This window comes from Sphingosinicella sp. (assembly GCF_052388015.1).
Taxonomy (GTDB): domain Bacteria; phylum Pseudomonadota; class Alphaproteobacteria; order Sphingomonadales; family Sphingomonadaceae; genus Allosphingosinicella.
Map to the genome: position 1 here is coordinate 29482 of NZ_JBQTIN010000041.1, position 14571 is coordinate 44052.

19 protein-coding genes and 1 tRNA gene are annotated in these 14571 nt (G+C 69.5%); 10 read left to right on the top strand and 10 right to left on the bottom strand.

The window, feature by feature from the left end; all coding sequences use genetic code 11:
- Positions 1 to 27: 27 nt before the first annotated feature.
- The 3 genes from ACT4N3_RS03315 to ACT4N3_RS03325 are packed head-to-tail and all read right to left on the bottom strand — an operon-like array spanning position 28 to position 2092.
- Positions 28 to 717, bottom strand: coding sequence for a thioredoxin domain-containing protein (locus ACT4N3_RS03315; RefSeq protein ID WP_444853783.1), 690 nt, complete (start codon positions 715 to 717; stop codon positions 28 to 30).
- Positions 717 to 1484 (bottom strand): thioredoxin domain-containing protein, encoded by a 768-nt coding sequence (locus ACT4N3_RS03320; RefSeq protein ID WP_444853784.1) that lies wholly within the window; start codon positions 1482 to 1484, stop codon positions 717 to 719. The genes ACT4N3_RS03315 and ACT4N3_RS03320 overlap by 1 nt, the downstream gene beginning before the upstream one ends.
- Positions 1481 to 2092: a DUF721 domain-containing protein gene (locus tag ACT4N3_RS03325; protein WP_444853785.1), complete on the bottom strand. Its 612-nt coding sequence runs from the start codon at positions 2090 to 2092 to the stop codon at positions 1481 to 1483. Before ACT4N3_RS03325 ends, ACT4N3_RS03320 begins: the two co-directional genes overlap by 4 nt.
- On the opposite strand from ACT4N3_RS03325, the gene mutY reads away from it, so the two are divergent.
- The 4 genes from mutY to ACT4N3_RS03345 are packed head-to-tail and all read left to right on the top strand — an operon-like array spanning position 2091 to position 5252.
- Positions 2091 to 3089, top strand: a complete 999-nt coding sequence (gene mutY / locus ACT4N3_RS03330) for an A/G-specific adenine glycosylase (RefSeq protein ID WP_444853786.1) — start codon at positions 2091 to 2093, stop codon at positions 3087 to 3089. The two genes, ACT4N3_RS03325 and mutY, sit on opposite strands and share 2 nt — an antisense overlap.
- Positions 3086 to 3892 carry an alpha/beta hydrolase gene (locus ACT4N3_RS03335; RefSeq protein WP_444853787.1) on the top strand — a complete coding sequence of 269 codons (807 nt, stop codon included), beginning with the start codon at positions 3086 to 3088 and terminating at the stop codon, positions 3890 to 3892. Before mutY ends, ACT4N3_RS03335 begins: the two co-directional genes overlap by 4 nt.
- Entirely contained in the window at positions 3889 to 4755 is an 867-nt protein-coding gene (gene nudC / locus ACT4N3_RS03340; protein WP_444853788.1) for an NAD(+) diphosphatase, read from the top strand. The genes ACT4N3_RS03335 and nudC overlap by 4 nt, the downstream gene beginning before the upstream one ends.
- Entirely contained in the window at positions 4752 to 5252 is a 501-nt protein-coding gene (locus ACT4N3_RS03345; RefSeq protein ID WP_444853789.1) for a CHRD domain-containing protein, read from the top strand. Before nudC ends, ACT4N3_RS03345 begins: the two co-directional genes overlap by 4 nt.
- On the opposite strand, the gene ACT4N3_RS03350 is transcribed toward ACT4N3_RS03345, so the two are convergent.
- The 4 genes from ACT4N3_RS03350 to ACT4N3_RS03365 are packed head-to-tail and all read right to left on the bottom strand — an operon-like array spanning position 5188 to position 8912.
- Complete coding sequence (locus tag ACT4N3_RS03350; protein ID WP_444853790.1) at positions 5188 to 5721, bottom strand: hypothetical protein; 534 nt, start codon at positions 5719 to 5721, stop codon at positions 5188 to 5190. The two genes, ACT4N3_RS03345 and ACT4N3_RS03350, sit on opposite strands and share 65 nt — an antisense overlap.
- A gap of 11 nt (positions 5722 to 5732) precedes the next feature.
- Positions 5733 to 6125: a cupredoxin domain-containing protein gene (locus ACT4N3_RS03355; protein ID WP_444853791.1), complete on the bottom strand. Its 393-nt coding sequence runs from the start codon at positions 6123 to 6125 to the stop codon at positions 5733 to 5735.
- Between the two features lie 37 nt (positions 6126 to 6162).
- Positions 6163 to 7740, bottom strand: coding sequence for a phosphoglycerate dehydrogenase (gene serA, locus ACT4N3_RS03360; protein ID WP_444853792.1), 1578 nt, complete (start codon positions 7738 to 7740; stop codon positions 6163 to 6165).
- 2 nt (positions 7741 to 7742) lie between these two features.
- A complete protein-coding gene (locus ACT4N3_RS03365; protein ID WP_444853793.1) occupies positions 7743 to 8912 on the bottom strand; it encodes a phosphoserine transaminase in 1170 nt (389 codons plus the stop codon).
- Between the two features lie 125 nt (positions 8913 to 9037).
- On the opposite strand from ACT4N3_RS03365, the gene ACT4N3_RS03370 reads away from it, so the two are divergent.
- The 3 genes from ACT4N3_RS03370 to ACT4N3_RS03380 are packed head-to-tail and all read left to right on the top strand — an operon-like array spanning position 9038 to position 11359.
- Positions 9038 to 9793: a hypothetical protein gene (locus ACT4N3_RS03370; RefSeq protein ID WP_444853794.1), complete on the top strand. Its 756-nt coding sequence runs from the start codon at positions 9038 to 9040 to the stop codon at positions 9791 to 9793.
- 30 nt (positions 9794 to 9823) lie between these two features.
- Positions 9824 to 10465: an extensin-like domain-containing protein gene (locus tag ACT4N3_RS03375; protein ID WP_444853795.1), complete on the top strand. Its 642-nt coding sequence runs from the start codon at positions 9824 to 9826 to the stop codon at positions 10463 to 10465.
- A 9-nt stretch (positions 10466 to 10474) separates the two neighbouring features.
- Complete coding sequence (locus tag ACT4N3_RS03380; RefSeq protein WP_444853796.1) at positions 10475 to 11359, top strand: LOG family protein; 885 nt, start codon at positions 10475 to 10477, stop codon at positions 11357 to 11359.
- Positions 11360 to 11378: 19 nt separating this feature from the next.
- Here the strand turns inward: ACT4N3_RS03380 and ACT4N3_RS03385 are convergent, their stop codons facing one another.
- Positions 11379 to 12041 carry a c-type cytochrome gene (locus tag ACT4N3_RS03385; RefSeq protein ID WP_444853797.1) on the bottom strand — a complete coding sequence of 221 codons (663 nt, stop codon included), beginning with the start codon at positions 12039 to 12041 and terminating at the stop codon, positions 11379 to 11381.
- A 705-nt stretch (positions 12042 to 12746) separates the two neighbouring features.
- Here ACT4N3_RS03385 and ACT4N3_RS03390 point away from each other — a divergent pair.
- The 3 genes from ACT4N3_RS03390 (at position 12747) to ACT4N3_RS03400 (ending at position 13927) form a co-directional block, all read left to right on the top strand.
- Positions 12747 to 13226 carry a bactofilin family protein gene (locus tag ACT4N3_RS03390; protein WP_444853798.1) on the top strand — a complete coding sequence of 160 codons (480 nt, stop codon included), beginning with the start codon at positions 12747 to 12749 and terminating at the stop codon, positions 13224 to 13226.
- A gap of 2 nt (positions 13227 to 13228) precedes the next feature.
- Positions 13229 to 13684, top strand: coding sequence for an OsmC family protein (locus ACT4N3_RS03395; protein ID WP_444853799.1), 456 nt, complete (start codon positions 13229 to 13231; stop codon positions 13682 to 13684).
- A gap of 168 nt (positions 13685 to 13852) precedes the next feature.
- Positions 13853 to 13927 (top strand) — tRNA-Thr (locus ACT4N3_RS03400).
- Positions 13928 to 13944: 17 nt separating this feature from the next.
- On the opposite strand, the gene ACT4N3_RS03405 is transcribed toward ACT4N3_RS03400, so the two are convergent.
- Together ACT4N3_RS03405 and ACT4N3_RS03410 are read right to left on the bottom strand one after the other, a co-directional pair.
- Positions 13945 to 14103: a hypothetical protein gene (locus ACT4N3_RS03405; RefSeq protein WP_444853800.1), complete on the bottom strand. Its 159-nt coding sequence runs from the start codon at positions 14101 to 14103 to the stop codon at positions 13945 to 13947.
- Between the two features lie 77 nt (positions 14104 to 14180).
- Positions 14181 to 14570, bottom strand: coding sequence for a PilZ domain-containing protein (locus ACT4N3_RS03410; RefSeq protein ID WP_444853801.1), 390 nt, complete (start codon positions 14568 to 14570; stop codon positions 14181 to 14183).
- Position 14571: the final 1 nt, after the last annotated feature.

The window sequence follows — 14571 nt, forward strand, 5'->3', positions numbered from 1 at the left end:
AATCTCTCATGCCCCCGTTCGCGCCCGCTATCGGCCGCGCAGCAGCGGCTCCAGCGACGCCCAGTTGTGGACGCTGCCCGCGATGCGGCCGTTGATCGCGAAGGTCGGGGTGCCGGTGACGCCGTAGTTCGTGCCCGCCTGCTGCATCTGCAGCACCCGGTCGAGCCCGGCCTGGTTCGAGAGGCAGGCGCGCTGCTGCGCCGGCGTGATGCCGTGGCGCGCGGCGATCGCGTCGAGGCCCGCAGCGGCGACGACCCGGCGCATCGTCTCCAGCGGCGGCTGGCCGTCCATCGCCTGCTGCTGCGCCGGGGTCAGCGCCTGCATCCGCCCGACCCACTGGCCCTGGCTCGCCAGGATCGCATGGGTCAGCGGGAAATAGCTTTGCGGGCTGGCGCAGCGGCTCAGGAAGGATGCGGCGAGGTCCAGCCCGTTGAGCACGAAATTGCGATATTCGAGGCTGACCCGGCCGCTGCGGACATGGTTCATCAGCTGCGGCGTTCCGGCCTGCGAGAATTCGGCGCAATGCGGGCAGGTCAGTGACAGGAACTCGACGATCCGGATCGCCGCCTGTGGATTGCCCATCCTGAAGCCGCCCTCCGGCGTCTGGCTGACGACCTGCGTCCAGTCGCGCTGCGCCGGCCGTGCGGTGCCCAGCGCCGACGCGGCGGCCGGCACCGCAAGCACCCGCGAGGCGAGCAGGGCGGCCAGTGCGCGCATCAGCCGCCGATCGCCGCGCGCAGCCGCTGCTCGATCGCGGGCCACGCGTTTACGTCGAGCATCTCGCCATTGAGCACGAAGGTCGGCGTGCCGGTGATCTGCATCGGGCCTGGCGCCGCGGCGCGGTTGGTGATCTCGGTCAGCTGCTGCACCGCGGCCTGGTTCGAAACGCACTGGTTGAAGCCCGCCGCCGGCATGCCGCGGCGGGCGAAGAAGGCCTCGAGGTCCATCGCCCGGGCGAGCGGCGGGATCACCTGCTCGGGGGGCAGCGCCGAAAGCTGGCGCTGCTCGTTCTCGTCGATCGCGGACAGGAACTGTCGCTGCTGCGCGTAGATCTGCTCGACCGTGCCGAAAAAGCCGCCGTCCGGCTGGCAGCGGGCGAGGATCGAGAGCGCCATGTCCGGCCCGTTGAGCACGAAGTTCCGGAACTCCCAGCTCACCTGGCCGGAGCGGACATAGGTGTCGCGCAACGTCGCCGTCGCGGCTTCCGAAAATTCGGCGCAGTGCGGGCAGGTGAGAGACGCATATTCGACGAGGCGCACCGGCGCGTTCGGATTGCCCATCCGGTAGCCGCCCTCCGGCGTCCGGCTGACGATCTGCGTCCAGTCGCCATTATTGGGCGCCGCGATCCGGTTGAGCGGCGCCGAATTGGCCGCGCTCTGGCTGGCCGCCTGATTGGCCGCCGCGTTGAGGTCGCCGCCGGGCGAGCCGCAGCCGGCAAGGGCCAAGGCGAATGCCGAGGCGGCGAGGAAACTGCCTGACTTCATCTCTTCTTCTCTCCACCTATTCTGCCGACGAGCGGAATCGTCGTCACGGACGGAACGGCCCCTTCGCCGCTGCCAAGCCCGCGCGCAAGCGATTCCAGACAGGCGCGCAGCTCCGGATCGGCCACCGCCCGAAGCGAGTCCCCGAGCTCGGCCGGCACCGGCCGCAGCGAGGCTGGTGCGGCTCGCGGCTTCGCCCGCGCCGGCTGAACCAGACCTTGCCGGAACTGCACCCGCTCGATCGCCGCATAGCCGAAGAAACGGTTGACCCGCTCGACGATCTCCGGCGCGACATGCTGCATCAAAGTGGCGTGCGCGCCCTCGACGACGAGCAGCAGCGCGCCGCCGCTCTTGCGGCCGGGCGGGAAGCGGATCGCCTCCGGCGCCGAGACCGACGCGTAGCGCGGCCCGACGATCTCCCGCCAGCGGCTCACCACCGCCGACTGGACGAAGCCGAAACGGCGAAAGGCGGCGCCGCCGGCCGCGGGGACGAGCTCGCTCACGGCGCGCATTCGCTTCGCCCGCGCCGGCGCGGCCGCCTTTTTCGCTCTCGAACCCGTTCTGGTCACGCCTGTTTCACCTTGAGGCCGTGCATGGCATAGGCGGGGCATGGCCGCCAATGCCTCGCGCGCGCTTTTGTGTTGGTATGCTGTGCATAAGCGCGACCTGCCGTGGCGCGCGAGGGCCGGCGAGACGCCCGATCCCTATCGAATCTGGCTGTCGGAGATCATGCTCCAGCAGACGACGGTCGCGGCGGTGAAACCCTATTTCGCCGCCTTCACCGGGCGCTGGCCGGCCGTCGAGACGCTCGCCGCGGAGGCGGATCAGGAGGTCATGCGCGCCTGGGCCGGGCTCGGCTATTATGCCCGGGCGCGCAATCTGCTCGCCTGCGCGCGGGCGGTCGTGGCCGAACATGGCGGCGATTTTCCGGCGGACGAAGCGGTCCTGAGGAAGCTGCCCGGCATCGGCGCCTATACCGCCGCCGCCATCGTGGCGATCGCCTTCGGTAGGCGGGCGGTGGTGGTCGACGGCAATGTCGAGCGGGTGATCGTCCGGCTCCACGGGCTTGAGGAGCCCTTGCCGAAGGCTCGGCCGTGCATCCGCGCACTCGCCGACGCGATGACACCCGACGAGGGCGCCGGCGACTTCGCCCAGGCGATGATGGACCTGGGCGCGACGATCTGCACGCCGCGCAACCCCGATTGTGGGAATTGCCCGCTCACTGGCCATTGCGCCGCTTATGCCAGCGGCGATCCGTCGCGCTATCCGGTCAAGGCCGCGAAAGCGGCGCGCCCGCATCGCGAGGGCGTGGCCTATTGGCTGGAGCGGAGCGGCAAGGTGCTGCTGGTGCGCAGGCCGGCAAAGGGGCTGCTTGGCGGCATGCTGGCCCTGCCCGAAGAGCGTCCCGCCGAGGCGGCGTGGCGCGATGCGGGCGCGGTGGACCATGTCTTCACCCATTTCAGCCTGACGATGCGGCTCCGCTGCGCGGAGGCGGATGCGAATATGGATGGCGTCTGGTGGCCGGTCGAGCGGATCGGCGAGGCTGGGTTGCCGACCCTGTTCGCCAAGCTCGCCGCGCGCGGTCTCGCCTGGCGGGAGGCGGCATGAGGCTGCTCGCCTTCCTCGCGCTGCTCCTCCTCGCCGTTCCCGCGGCGGCGGAAGCGGAGGAACGCGCCTACGGCCCCGATCCGCGCCAGCGGCCGGATTACACGCCGGCCGCGCGAAGCGGCGCGCCGCTCGTCATCTTCATCCATGGCGGCGCCTGGAGCTTCGGCGACAAAAGCGCCGCCGCGCATATGGCGCCTTATTTCCACAATCTGGGCTATGCCTTCGCCGCGCTCAACTATCGGCTCGTGCCCAACGCCACCGTCCGCCAGCAGGCGGAGGATATCGCCGCCGCCGTCGCCCGGCTCCGCCGCGACACCGGCGCGCGGCTGTTGCTGCTGATGGGCCACAGCGCCGGCGCCCATCTCGCCGCTCTGGTCGCCACCGACCCTGACTATCTCGCCGCGCATCGCCTCACGCCGGCCGTGATCGACGGCGTCGTCCTGCTCGACGGCGCCGGCTACGACGTCGTCGCCCAGATGCACGGCGCCGGACCGTTCCTGCGGCGCATGTACCGGAACGCCTTCGGTGACGATGAGGATCTCCGGGTCCGGCTGTCGCCGATCAGCCACAGCTTGGCGCCCAATGCCGGCGAGTTCCTGATCCTCCACGTTGCGCGGCGGGACGATTCGCGCGAGCAGTCGGTCGGCCTGATGGCGGCGCTGCGCGCCGGCGGAACGCCCGCGACCGTTGAGGCGGTCGACGACAGCCATTCCTCGATCTTCCGCCAGTTCGGAACGGCCGGCCACCGCGCCACGGCGCTCGTCGGCGCCTTTGCCGCACGGGTGCTGGAGTCCCGGCGATGACCGGCTTCACCGGCGCCGGGCTCGATCGGGCCGATCACCTGCGCTTCCGGCCCGGCGAGGTCGCGGCGCTCGCCGGGCGCGAGGATGCGCGCCTGCTCGATCTGGCGCTGCTCGATCCGGTGCTGGACGAGGCGGATCGGCTGAGCTGGTCGGCGTTCAATGGCGCCGGCGAGACGATCTTCCTCGGCTTCGCGGATGGCGTTCCGTTGTTCGCGCCTTTGGTGTCTGACGCGCCGCCCGGCCGCCGCGCCTGGAGCATTTTCGGCCTGCTCGGCCGGATGGAGCGACGCGACGCGGCGATCTGGGCGACCGCGCGCAGCCTCAACGAATGGCATTCGGGCCATCCCTGTTGCGCTCGCTGCGGCGCGCCGACGGAGCCCTTCCGGGCCGGCTGGGGCCGCAAATGCGGCGCCTGCGCGGCCGAGCATTTCCCGCGCGTCGATCCGGTCGTGATCATGCTCGCCGAGCATGAGGGGAAGGTGCTGGTCGGCCGCCAGCACCAATATCCACCGGGCCGCTATTCGGCGCTCGCCGGCTTCGTCGAGCATGGGGAATCGATCGAGGAGGCAGTGCGGCGCGAGTTGCTGGAGGAAGCGGGCGTGGCGGTCGGCGAGGTTCGCTATGTGGCCAGCCAGCCCTGGCCCTTTCCCGGCTCGCTGATGATCGGCTGCCACGCCTTCACCGCGTCGGATGCGTTGACGCTCGATCCCGCCGAGATCGAGCATGCGATCTGGGTCGATCGCGGTCAGGCGCGCGCGGCGCTGGCCGGCGACGCCGACGCCGTGTTCCAGGCGCCGCCGCCTTATGCGATCGCCCATACGTTGCTGGCCAAATGGGTCGAGGAAGAAGGAGAGAGAGGATGAAGGCGGTTTGGGGCGCGGCCGCGACGGCCGCCTTGCTGGGCGCCTGCGCCGGCGGGCCGGGCATGCAGCGCGCCGTGCTGGGCGTGTCGATGACCGGCATCCAGGAGGTTCCCGGCCCGGGCGATCCGGACGGCAACGGCACGGTCGAGGTCCGCGTCGATCCGCGCACCGGGGAAGTTTGTTGGAATCTTTACGCCCGCCAGATCGATCCGGCGACCGCCGCCCATATCCATCGCGGCGCGGCGGGCGTCACCGGCCCGCCGGTGCTGACATTGACCACGCCCGACGCGGCGGGGCGCAGCCAGGGCTGCCAGCTCGCCGAGCTTGGCCTGGCGCGCGAGATCGGGATGCGCGGCTACGATTTCTATGTGAACGTCCACACCGCCGCGCAGCCGGCCGGGGCGATCCGCGGCCAGCTGCGCGGCGAGGGGATCATTCGGGAGCGGTCGCCGCGCCGCCGGGGCGGCGTGACCGGGCCGGGCCCGACCGAGCGCTAGGCTTCCGGCTTTTTGCCGGCGCCTTCCGGGCCGGTTTGGCCTTGCTCGCCGGTGTCGCCTTGGCGGCGGGCTTGGCCGCCGCTTTCGGCTTGCGCGCCACGGCAGGCTTCGCTCCCGGCTTGCGGGCGGCGCTTCTCGCCGAGGCCGCGCGCGCGGGCTTTGTCGCGGGCTCGCGCCGGGCCTGCTCAAAGCCTTCGACGAAGCGCCGCGCCCCTTCGATCGCGGCGGCGCGCAGCATGTCGCCGAGATCGAGCGCGTCGAGCGTCGCCTTGCGCTGCCGGTCGCCCGCCGCGCGCAGTTCGGCCGAGGTGCGCTCGACCAAAGCCTCGGCCGCGGCGGTGAGGCCGGCGACGGCGAAATCGCGCACGACCGGCCCGTCGACCAGCTTCAGCGCCTTCTTCGCCTGCTTGCGGACCTTCTTCGGCAGCTTCATGCCGCCCACCCGCTTCGGCACCTTGGTCTTGGCCATCTGTTTCCCTTTCATTCAACGATGATCAGCGCCCGCATGCCGAGCGCCTGTTGGGCGAAATTATAGCTGCGCACCGGATAGCGGCCGCGCGCTGGAACGAGCGCGATCGTGCGCCGCTCGCCCGGCGCGAGCCGGAAGCGGCCGGTCATGACCAGGTCCTCGTCGCCGCGCCGCAATCGTGCCTCACGAAAGAAACGAGGCGCGAAGAAGCTATGCGTCGCACGCCCCTCATTGACGAAGCGCAAGCGCACCGCGCGCCCGGCCTCGAGGCGGATCGTGCGCGGCTCATAAGCGAAGGGGCGCAGCAGCACGTCATATTCGGGGGCGGTGCGCCATTCAGGCTCGCGCTGCGCCGCGGCCGGCGCGGCGGCGAGGACAAGGACAAATGCAAGCAACGCACGCATCGGCGACCCTTTCGGCCGCCGTCCTAACACGTCCGAATCAGAAACGCAGCGGCTGAACCCTTCTCACGCCCGGCATGGCCGCGAGCCGGTCGACCAAAGCGGCGTCGATATGGCCATCCACCGCCACCAAAGCGACCGCCTCGCCGCCCGCCTCGCGCCGGCCGAGATGGAAGGTGGCGATATTGACCGCCGCCTCGCCCAGCGCCGTTCCCGCCCGGCCGATGAAGCCCGGTCTGTCCTCGTTGACGAAATAGAGCATCTCGCCGTCCAGCTCGGCCTCGATCGCGACGCCGAACATGTCGACAAGACGTGGCGCGGCATTGCCGAACAGGGTGCCGGCGACGGTCCGCTCGCCGTCCGGAGTCATCACCGTGACCCGGACGAGCGTGTGATAGTCGCCCTCGCGGTCGTGGCGGATCTCGCGCAGGTCGAGCCCCCGCTCACGCGCCAGGAAGGGCGCGTTGACCATGTTCACCGTGTCGGAATAGGTCTTCATCAGCCCGGCCAGCACCGCGCCGGTGATCGGCTTCTGGTTGAGCTCCGCGGCCGCGCCCTCGACCTCGACCGAAACGCCGCTGATCCCTTCGCCCTCGACCTGGCCGACCAGCGATCCGAGCTTTTCGGCCAGCTCCATATAGGGCCTCAGCTTCGGCGCTTCCTCGGCACTGAGCGAGGGCATGTTGAGCGCGTTCGAGACGCCGCCGCGGATCAGATAGTCGCTCATCTGCTCGGCGATCTGGATCGCGACATTGACCTGCGCCTCGGTGGTCGAGGCGCCGAGATGGGGCGTCGCGACGAGATTGGGCGCGCCGAACAAGGCATTGTCCTTCGCTGGCTCGTCGACGAACACGTCGAGCGCCGCGCCGGCGACCTGGCCGCTCTCAAGAGCCGCCTTCAGCGCCGCTTCGTCGATCAGCCCGCCGCGTGCGCAATTGACGATGCGGACGCCGGGCTTGGTCCTGGCCAGATTGTCGGCGGAGAGAATGTTGCGGGTCTGGTCGGTGAGCGGGGTATGGAGGGTGATGAAGTCGGCGCGCGCCAGCAGCTGGTCGAGCTCGACCTTCTCGACGCCGAGATCGAGCGCCCGCTCCGGCGTCAGATAGGGATCGTAGGCGATCACCTTCATCCTCAGGCCGAGCGCCCGGTCGGCGACGATCGACCCGATATTGCCGCAGCCGATCAGGCCGAGCGTTTTCGAGGTCAGCTCGACGCCCATGAAGCGGTTCTTCTCCCACTTGCCCGCCTGGGTGGAGGCGTCCGCCTGCGGCAGCTCGCGTGCCAAGGCGAACATGAGCGCGATGGCATGCTCGGCGGTGGTGATCGAATTGCCGAGCGGCGTGTTCATCACCACGACGCCGCGCGCGGTGGCGGCCGCTACATCGACATTGTCGACGCCGATTCCGGCCCGGCCGATGACCTTGAGGTTCGGCGTGGCGGCGAGCAGATCGGCGGTGACCTTGGTCGCCGAGCGGATCGCGAGCCCGTCATATTCGGGCAGGATCGCCTTCAGCTCGTCCTTTGACAGGCCGGGCCGCTCGTCGACCTCGACACCATTGGCGCGGAAAATCTCGACGGCGTTCGGATCCATCCGATCCGAGATGAGAACCTTGGGCATGTTCAGGCGTCCTGGCTTTGGATGGCGGTATGGAAGGCCCAGTCGAGCCAGGGGCCGAGCGCCTCGATATCCGCGCTGTCGACGGTGGCGCCGCACCAGATGCGAAGGCCGGGCGGGGCGTCGCGATAGGCGTTGATGTCGTAGGCGGCGTCCTCGGCCTCGAGCAGCGCATCGATCCGCTTGCCGAGCGCGCGGCGGCCGGCGTCGTCCAGATCGTCGACCGCTCCTTCCGCGAATTTGAAGCAGACGCTGGTGTTGCTGCGCGTCGCCGGATCGGCGGCGAGATGCTCGGCCCAGGCGCTGCGTTCGGCCCAGTCCGACAGCACGGCGGCATTGGCTTCGGCGCGCTCGATCAGAGCATAGAGCCCGCCCTGCATCTCGGCCCATTCGAGCGCCCAGATATAGTCCTCGACCGCGAGCATCGACGGCGTGTTGATCGTCTCGCCCTTGAACACGCCTTCGATCAGCGCGCCGCCTTTCGTGAGCCGGAAGATTTTTGGCATCGGCCAGGCTGGCGCGTGGCTTTCGAGCCGCTCGACCGCGCGGGGGCCGAGGATCAGCATGCCGTGGCCGCCCTCGCCGCCCAGCACCTTCTGCCAGGAGAAGGTCGCGACATCGATCTTGTCCCACGGCAAATCGGTCGCGAAGGCGGCCGAGGTCGCGTCGCAGATCGTCAGCCCCTCGCGATCGTCGGCGATCCAGTCGCCGTCCGGCACGCGCACGCCCGAGGTCGTGCCGTTCCAGGTAAAGACGATGTCGCTCGCCGGATCGACCGCCGCGAGATCGGGGAGCTGGCCATAGTCGGCGCGCAGCACCTTGGCGTCCAGCTTGAGCTGCTTCGCCACGTCCGTCACCCAGCCCTCGCCGAAGCTCTCCCAGGCGAGCAGCGTGACGGGCCTCGGCCCGAGCAGGCCCCAGAGCGCCATCTCCACCGCGCCGGTGTCGGAGGCGGGAACGATCGCGATCCGGTGCCCCGCCGGCACCTTCAGCACGTGCCGGGTCAGCTCGATCGCATGGGCGAGCCGCGCCTTGCCGAGCTTTGAGCGGTGCGAGCGGCCGAGGCTGCCGGTGGCGAGCTTTGATGGAGACCAGCCCGGCGGCTTCGCGCACGGGCCCGAGGAAAAATAAGGACGCGCCGGTTTCACCGCCGGCTTCGGCAACAAGTCAGTCATCACGTCTCTCCTTCCAGAGAGACCGCACCGCGTTGGGGCGGCGTGGCCCGTGGACGGGCTTAAGGGCAGTGCCGCCGCGGCTCAACCCCTTGCGTCGGTGCGGCACATCGGGTGATCATCGGGGCATGGCAATCGTTCGCGATTTCGGCCTCGCCCTGGCAATCGGCTCGACCCTGGGCTGGGCGTTACCCGCCGATGGGCAGCGCTTTCCTTCGATCATACCTCAGGGCTCCGAGACGATCCGGTTTGAGGCGGAAAGGATCATCGCCCGGCCGAGCATCTCGGTCCGCAGCTTCATCCTCACCGGTCTGGTGATCCCGGCGGAAGGTCGAAACCTCTCGTTGCGCTGTTCGCTGGGTCGAGAACTGGGCGGCGTGGCGGTGTGCGATGTCCCGGGCCGGCAAGGCGATATCGAACAGGCGGCCGCCGAGCTGGCCGAGCATTACCGGTTTCGGCTGGACGAGCGCCTGCAGGACTCTGCCTCCATGCTTGTCGTCGTGATCCCGGAGCACATTTCACCCGCCGATATCCGAACAGCAACGGCCAACTTGCCGCTGATCCCGCTGGCCCAGATCCATTTCGAACGTAGAGCCTCGGAAGATGAGCTGGGCGAGCTGTATCCGCGCCACGTTGGCCATCGCGAACTGACGCCGACGGTGAGGATGGATTGCGAGATATTGCCGGACCTCGCTCTGCTGTGCGTCGATCCGGAGGTCTCAGGCCTCGATCCCGACGACCCGGCGTATCGGGCCTTTCAGCTGGCCGGGCTCCAGGCCACCGGCTTCTTCCGCCCGTCGGCCACGTTGACGAGCGGGGCGGCCGCGCCCGGCCATCGGTTCAGAATGGCGTTTCGTTTCCAGCCGCCATCCTTCGCGAAATAGCCCATCGTGGATGACGGCGGCGCAAGACTGATGCCTGCCCGGTCGCAGGTGGTCATTGTGATCCTCGCGCTCGGTGTACTTGCCGCCTGCATCCCGCGCGGCGACCGGCCCGAGCCGCCGCGGCCGGACATCCGCAACCCGGTGACGACGCAATGCACCGTCGATCTCGCCCGCGAGCGGGTCGGCTTTCGAGTGCTGCCGGACCGAAGGTTCGGCGGCGGCTGCTCGGCGCTCGGCGCGGTCCAGCTCACCGAGATCGGCACGCCGGTGACCAATCTCGGCGCGATGACCTGTCCGGTCGCCCGCGCTTTCGTCCAATGGACGCGCGCGGAGGTGCAGCCCGCCGCGCGCCGCTTCCTGCGGACCGCGGTGCGGCGGATCGAGACGTTCGGCACCTATTCCTGCCGCGGGGTCAACGGCGATCCCAATGCCCGCCTGTCCGAGCATGCCTTCGCCAATGCGGTGGACGTCTCCGCTTTCGTCCTCGCCGACGGGCGGCGGATCACGGTGCTGGACGGTTGGCGCGGCGGGGATGGGGATGTCCGCCGCTTCCTGCGCGCCGTGCATCAGGCCGGCTGCCGGCGTTTCACGATTACGCTGGGGCCGGACGCGAACCGGCTCCACGCCAACCATTTCCATTTCGATATGGGCCGCGGCCCTTATTGCCGCTAATCGGCGGCGATGACCGATCCGAAACAACCCAAGACCGGCTTCCGCTCGGCCCATGTCGAGGCGCGCGCCGCCGAGCAAGTGACGGAAAGCCCGCAGACGCTGGACCCCGCCTACCGGCTCGCCTTCCAGGACACCGAATTCCTGCTCCGGCCGGACCTGAGGCCGGTGCGCTTCCAGCTCGAATTGCTGAAGCCCGAATTGCTGCTCGACGAGGCCAACATCGCCACCACCTTCGTCTTCTACGGCTCCGCGCGCATTCCCGCGCCGTCAAAGGCGGAGGCCTTGATCGAGGTCGCCGCGACGGACCAGCAGCGGCTGATCGCCGAGCGGCTGAAGGCCAAGGCGCATTTCTACGACGAAGCGCGAAAGCTGGCGCGGAAGGTCAGCCGGATCCCGCCCGACGCGGACGGGCGGCGGCAGTTTGTGGTCTGCTCGGGCGGCGGCCCGTCGATCATGGAGGCCGCCAATCGCGGCGCGGAGGACGAAGGGCAGGAATCGATCGGCCTCAACATCGTCCTGCCGCACGAGCAGGCCCCGAACGACTATGTGACGCCAAGCCTCAGCTTCCGCTTCCACTATTTCGCGCTCAGGAAGATGCATTTCCTGCTGCGGGCGCGGGCAGTGGCGGTCTTTCCCGGCGGCTACGGCACGTTCGACGAGGCGTTCGAGCTGCTGACGCTGGTCCAGACCGGCAAGGTCAGGCCGATGCCGATCCTGTTCTTCGGCCGCGAGTTTTGGGAGCGGGTGGTGAACTTCCCCGCTTTGGTCGAGGAAGGGGTGATCTCGGCCACCGACCTCGATCTCTTCACCTTCTGCGAGACGGCCGACGAGGCATGGGACGCGGTCTGCCGCCATTATGCCGGCAGCGAGGAAGATCCCCTGATCGGGTGCTGAGCCGCGATCGACCCGGCCGCTACTGCTTGTTGTTCGTCGCGATCTGATTGGCCTGCGCCGCAGCGGCGTTGGTCGCCTCGGCCGCGCCGTTGCTTGCGGGCGCCGCGCCATTGCCCGCGGGGGCCGCGGCATTGCCCTCGGCCGCGCCGGCGGCGGGCGGCGGCGGGACCTGTAAATTGCCGCCATTCTGGTTGAGATAGAGGAGGATGTCGGCGCGGTCCTGCGGGTCGGACAGGCCGGCGAAGGTCATCCGCGTCCCGGCCGCGAAGGTGCGTGGGGACCGCAGCCACTGGCTCATCGTCTCCCAGTCCCAGGTCCCGCCATGAGCGCGGAGCGGCTCGGAATAATTGAACCCCGGCGCATGCCGGGCGACGCCGGCGCCCATCACGCCGTAGAGGTTGGGCCCGAGGCCGGCGGCCCCGCCCTGGTTGATCGTGTGGCACGCCTGGCACTTGCCGAAGATCGCCTGGCCGCGGGTCGCATCGGCGGTCTGGAGATAATGGGCGATCGGCTGCTCGGCGGCCGCGCCGCCCTCGCCTTCCTCGACCACGCCGTTGATGGGATAGCCCATATGCTCGGGTCGCTCGGCCTTGAAGATTTCGCCGGTCACGAGCGTTGCGCCGAGCAGGACGATGCCGGCGCCGAGCGTCCATCCCGCAATGGTGTTGAACCGATCGTCCATCCCTGTTCGAACCTTTCGCGCGCACCCCTCCGCCTCACCGGCGGTCGCTGCGCGCTCCTTTATGCGGCCATGGCGCGGGCCGCAAGCCGGGCGTTGGGGGCGCGCGCTTATGCCCGTTATCCTCATTATCCACAGCGCGAATCCGCTTGGCGCGACTCGTGCGGCATGACAGCTTCCCTGCTGTGGACGGGGCGGAAGGCCGGCGACGGCGGACCGCCCGGGACACGGCCAGAACGGTCAGGGCGGCGCTCTTCGGAGCGCAGGCCGGATCGGGACGGCGGGGCGGCTGACGAAGCCGCCGCCAGGCGGATGCAGCGGGCTCGTCCCTCTCGCGGAAGCGAAAGCGGCGATGCTTCGTGAGCCCCCATCCGGACCCAAGGAGCCTTCGGGCGACAAAGGTCCGGATGGCGAGCCGCCGGGATCTCGGTCCCGGGCCGGCGCGCCAACGGGCAAACCCGGATGGAGCTTGCTCCTGACGGGAGTCCGGAAAGTTCGAGGCGAACCCCCGGTTCGTCGCGGCTTTCGAAATCGCCCGCTTCTTGCGGCCCCGCCTCCCAGGTACGGGCCACCAGGGAACGGGACAGTGGGGGCCGGCGGCAACGCCGGCCCCCATTCGCTTTTGCGGCCACCCGCGCCTGGGGCGCGCCGGACCCAGCTTGATCTCGCGCAAGCCAGCGCCGATAGTCGCCGGCAGAAGGGGGCCTCATGTTCTCACGCAAGCAAGCTGCCGCCGGGCCGCCCGCGCGGCCGAAAGCGAAGGCCGGCGCGGCGGGCCTGTCGCTAATCGGCGCCGAGGTGACGATCGGCGGCGACGTGACCAGCGAAGGCGCGCTGCATCTGGATGGCCGGATCGACGGTCATGTCCGCTGCGCCAGCCTCTGCCAGAGCCAGAGCGGGGTGATCACCGGCGACATCATCGCCGAGGAGGCGCGGATCGGCGGCCTGGTCGAAGGCACCGTCGCCGCCCGCAGCGTCGTCATCGAGGCAAGCGGTCGCGTCGCCGGCGACGTCGCCTATGACACGATCACCATCGCCGCGGGAGCGCAGGTCGAGGGACGGCTGGCGCGGCGCGCGGCGCTGGCGGGCGGCGCCGCCGATCTTCTCATCGCGACGGCAAGGAACGATGGCGAGCCGGCTGCAAGCACGCTCTTCTCGGGCCAGCCGACCCAGGTCGCGGCGGACTGACGATGCCGGGTCATCGCGCGACGGTCGAGTGGCGCTCGGACGGCGGGTTCGCGAGCGGCCGCTACAGCCGCCGCCACGAATGGCGGTTCGACGGCGGCGCGACAATCACTGGTTCGTCCTCGCCGGATGTCGTGCCGGTGCCGATGTCGGATCCGGCCGGCATCGATCCGGAGGAGGCGCTGATCGCCTCCGCCTCGTCCTGCCACATGCTCTGGTTCCTGTCGCTCGCCCAGGCCGAAGGGCTCGACATCGCGTCCTATAGCGACAATGCGGAAGGCGCGATGGGCCGGCTTGGGCTAGGCAAGATCGGGATGACGAAAATCACGCTGAGGCCCGCGATCAGCTTCGCGGGACGGGCGCCGGACGCGGCGTTGCTCGACCGGCTCCACCATGAGGCGCACGAGCGCTGCTTCATCGCCAATTCGCTGAAGACCGAGATCGTCGTCGAGCCGCGCTAGCCGCCCTTCGGCTTCTGGTCCTTCGCCTCGCGCGCTTGCTCCTTGCGGCGTTTCAGATTCTCGCGCAACGCCGCGGCCAGCCGTTTCTCACGCTCCTCGTCCTTGCTCATGACGCCCGCCTTGACACCCCGAGGGGCCAGCGGCCATAGCGCCGCGTCCCGCGACAATGCTGCCGTAGCTCAGTGGTAGAGCGCATCCTTGGTAAGGCTGAGGTCGTGAGTTCAATCCTCACCGGCAGCACCAGTCGCCCGACGCTAGGGCTATTCTTCGGCGTAGCGTTCGGGGGGCTGGGCGGCCTTGGCGGCGAACATCATCGCCAACTCGTCATGCCGGCAGCGCGCGGCGTCGGTGACGGCGCGGGCGGCGCGATGCCGCTCCTCCGCTGCACGCCGGCTATAGTAGCGAAAATCCGACTCCATATCGGTCGCCTCCCACACCCGATTCGCGCTGCTTAACACAGCATCTGTGATTCATCGAATCCACCCGATCGCGGCGCTCATGAGAGGGTCGGGCACCCTCCCGATCGCGCGATGATCATCGACAGCACCGCCGGATGAAGCGGCCGATCGAAGGCGCAGCCGGCGCAATGCCCGTCCACCCAGGCAACATGGGCCGGCGTCGCCTCCAACCCCGGCAGGCGCAGCCAGATCTGATTACCAACCTCCAGTGACAAATGGGTGTCGATCCTGAAGCCGTGGGTGGAAAGATCGAGGATTTGCACGGAAACGGCGCTGGCGCCGCGTTGCCGCAGGCCGGCGCGAAGGGCGACCGGCATCCGGTCCGCGTTGCGCGCGCGCGCCGGCTTCAGCGCGGAGCCGAAAGACAATTCGCCCTGGATCGCGCCTGGCGGATCATTCGTGCCGGGACCGGGCTGAAAGGCGTCCATC

Excerpts from the sequence above, each read along its gene's own strand:
- mutY (WP_444853786.1), top strand. The coding sequence starts at position 2,091 with ATGGCCGCCAATGCCTCGCGCGCGCTTTTGTGTTGGTATGCTGTGCAT.
- ACT4N3_RS03405 (WP_444853800.1), bottom strand. The coding sequence starts at position 14,103 with ATGGAGTCGGATTTTCGCTACTATAGCCGGCGTGCAGCGGAGGAGCGG.
- nudC (WP_444853788.1), top strand. The coding sequence starts at position 3,889 with ATGACCGGCTTCACCGGCGCCGGGCTCGATCGGGCCGATCACCTGCGC.
- ACT4N3_RS03370 (WP_444853794.1), top strand. The coding sequence starts at position 9,038 with ATGGCAATCGTTCGCGATTTCGGCCTCGCCCTGGCAATCGGCTCGACC.
- serA (WP_444853792.1), bottom strand. The coding sequence starts at position 7,740 with ATGCCCAAGGTTCTCATCTCGGATCGGATGGATCCGAACGCCGTCGAG.
- ACT4N3_RS03390 (WP_444853798.1), top strand. The coding sequence starts at position 12,747 with ATGTTCTCACGCAAGCAAGCTGCCGCCGGGCCGCCCGCGCGGCCGAAA.
- ACT4N3_RS03350 (WP_444853790.1), bottom strand. The coding sequence starts at position 5,721 with ATGGCCAAGACCAAGGTGCCGAAGCGGGTGGGCGGCATGAAGCTGCCG.
- ACT4N3_RS03365 (WP_444853793.1), bottom strand. The coding sequence starts at position 8,912 with ATGACTGACTTGTTGCCGAAGCCGGCGGTGAAACCGGCGCGTCCTTAT.
- ACT4N3_RS03315 (WP_444853783.1), bottom strand. The coding sequence starts at position 717 with ATGCGCGCACTGGCCGCCCTGCTCGCCTCGCGGGTGCTTGCGGTGCCG.
- ACT4N3_RS03335 (WP_444853787.1), top strand. The coding sequence starts at position 3,086 with ATGAGGCTGCTCGCCTTCCTCGCGCTGCTCCTCCTCGCCGTTCCCGCG.
- ACT4N3_RS03410 (WP_444853801.1), bottom strand. The coding sequence starts at position 14,570 with ATGGACGCCTTTCAGCCCGGTCCCGGCACGAATGATCCGCCAGGCGCG.
- ACT4N3_RS03385 (WP_444853797.1), bottom strand. The coding sequence starts at position 12,041 with ATGGACGATCGGTTCAACACCATTGCGGGATGGACGCTCGGCGCCGGC.
- ACT4N3_RS03325 (WP_444853785.1), bottom strand. The coding sequence starts at position 2,092 with ATGCCCCGCCTATGCCATGCACGGCCTCAAGGTGAAACAGGCGTGACC.
- ACT4N3_RS03345 (WP_444853789.1), top strand. The coding sequence starts at position 4,752 with ATGAAGGCGGTTTGGGGCGCGGCCGCGACGGCCGCCTTGCTGGGCGCC.
- ACT4N3_RS03375 (WP_444853795.1), top strand. The coding sequence starts at position 9,824 with ATGCCTGCCCGGTCGCAGGTGGTCATTGTGATCCTCGCGCTCGGTGTA.
- ACT4N3_RS03395 (WP_444853799.1), top strand. The coding sequence starts at position 13,229 with ATGCCGGGTCATCGCGCGACGGTCGAGTGGCGCTCGGACGGCGGGTTC.
- ACT4N3_RS03355 (WP_444853791.1), bottom strand. The coding sequence starts at position 6,125 with ATGCGTGCGTTGCTTGCATTTGTCCTTGTCCTCGCCGCCGCGCCGGCC.
- ACT4N3_RS03380 (WP_444853796.1), top strand. The coding sequence starts at position 10,475 with ATGACCGATCCGAAACAACCCAAGACCGGCTTCCGCTCGGCCCATGTC.
- ACT4N3_RS03320 (WP_444853784.1), bottom strand. The coding sequence starts at position 1,484 with ATGAAGTCAGGCAGTTTCCTCGCCGCCTCGGCATTCGCCTTGGCCCTT.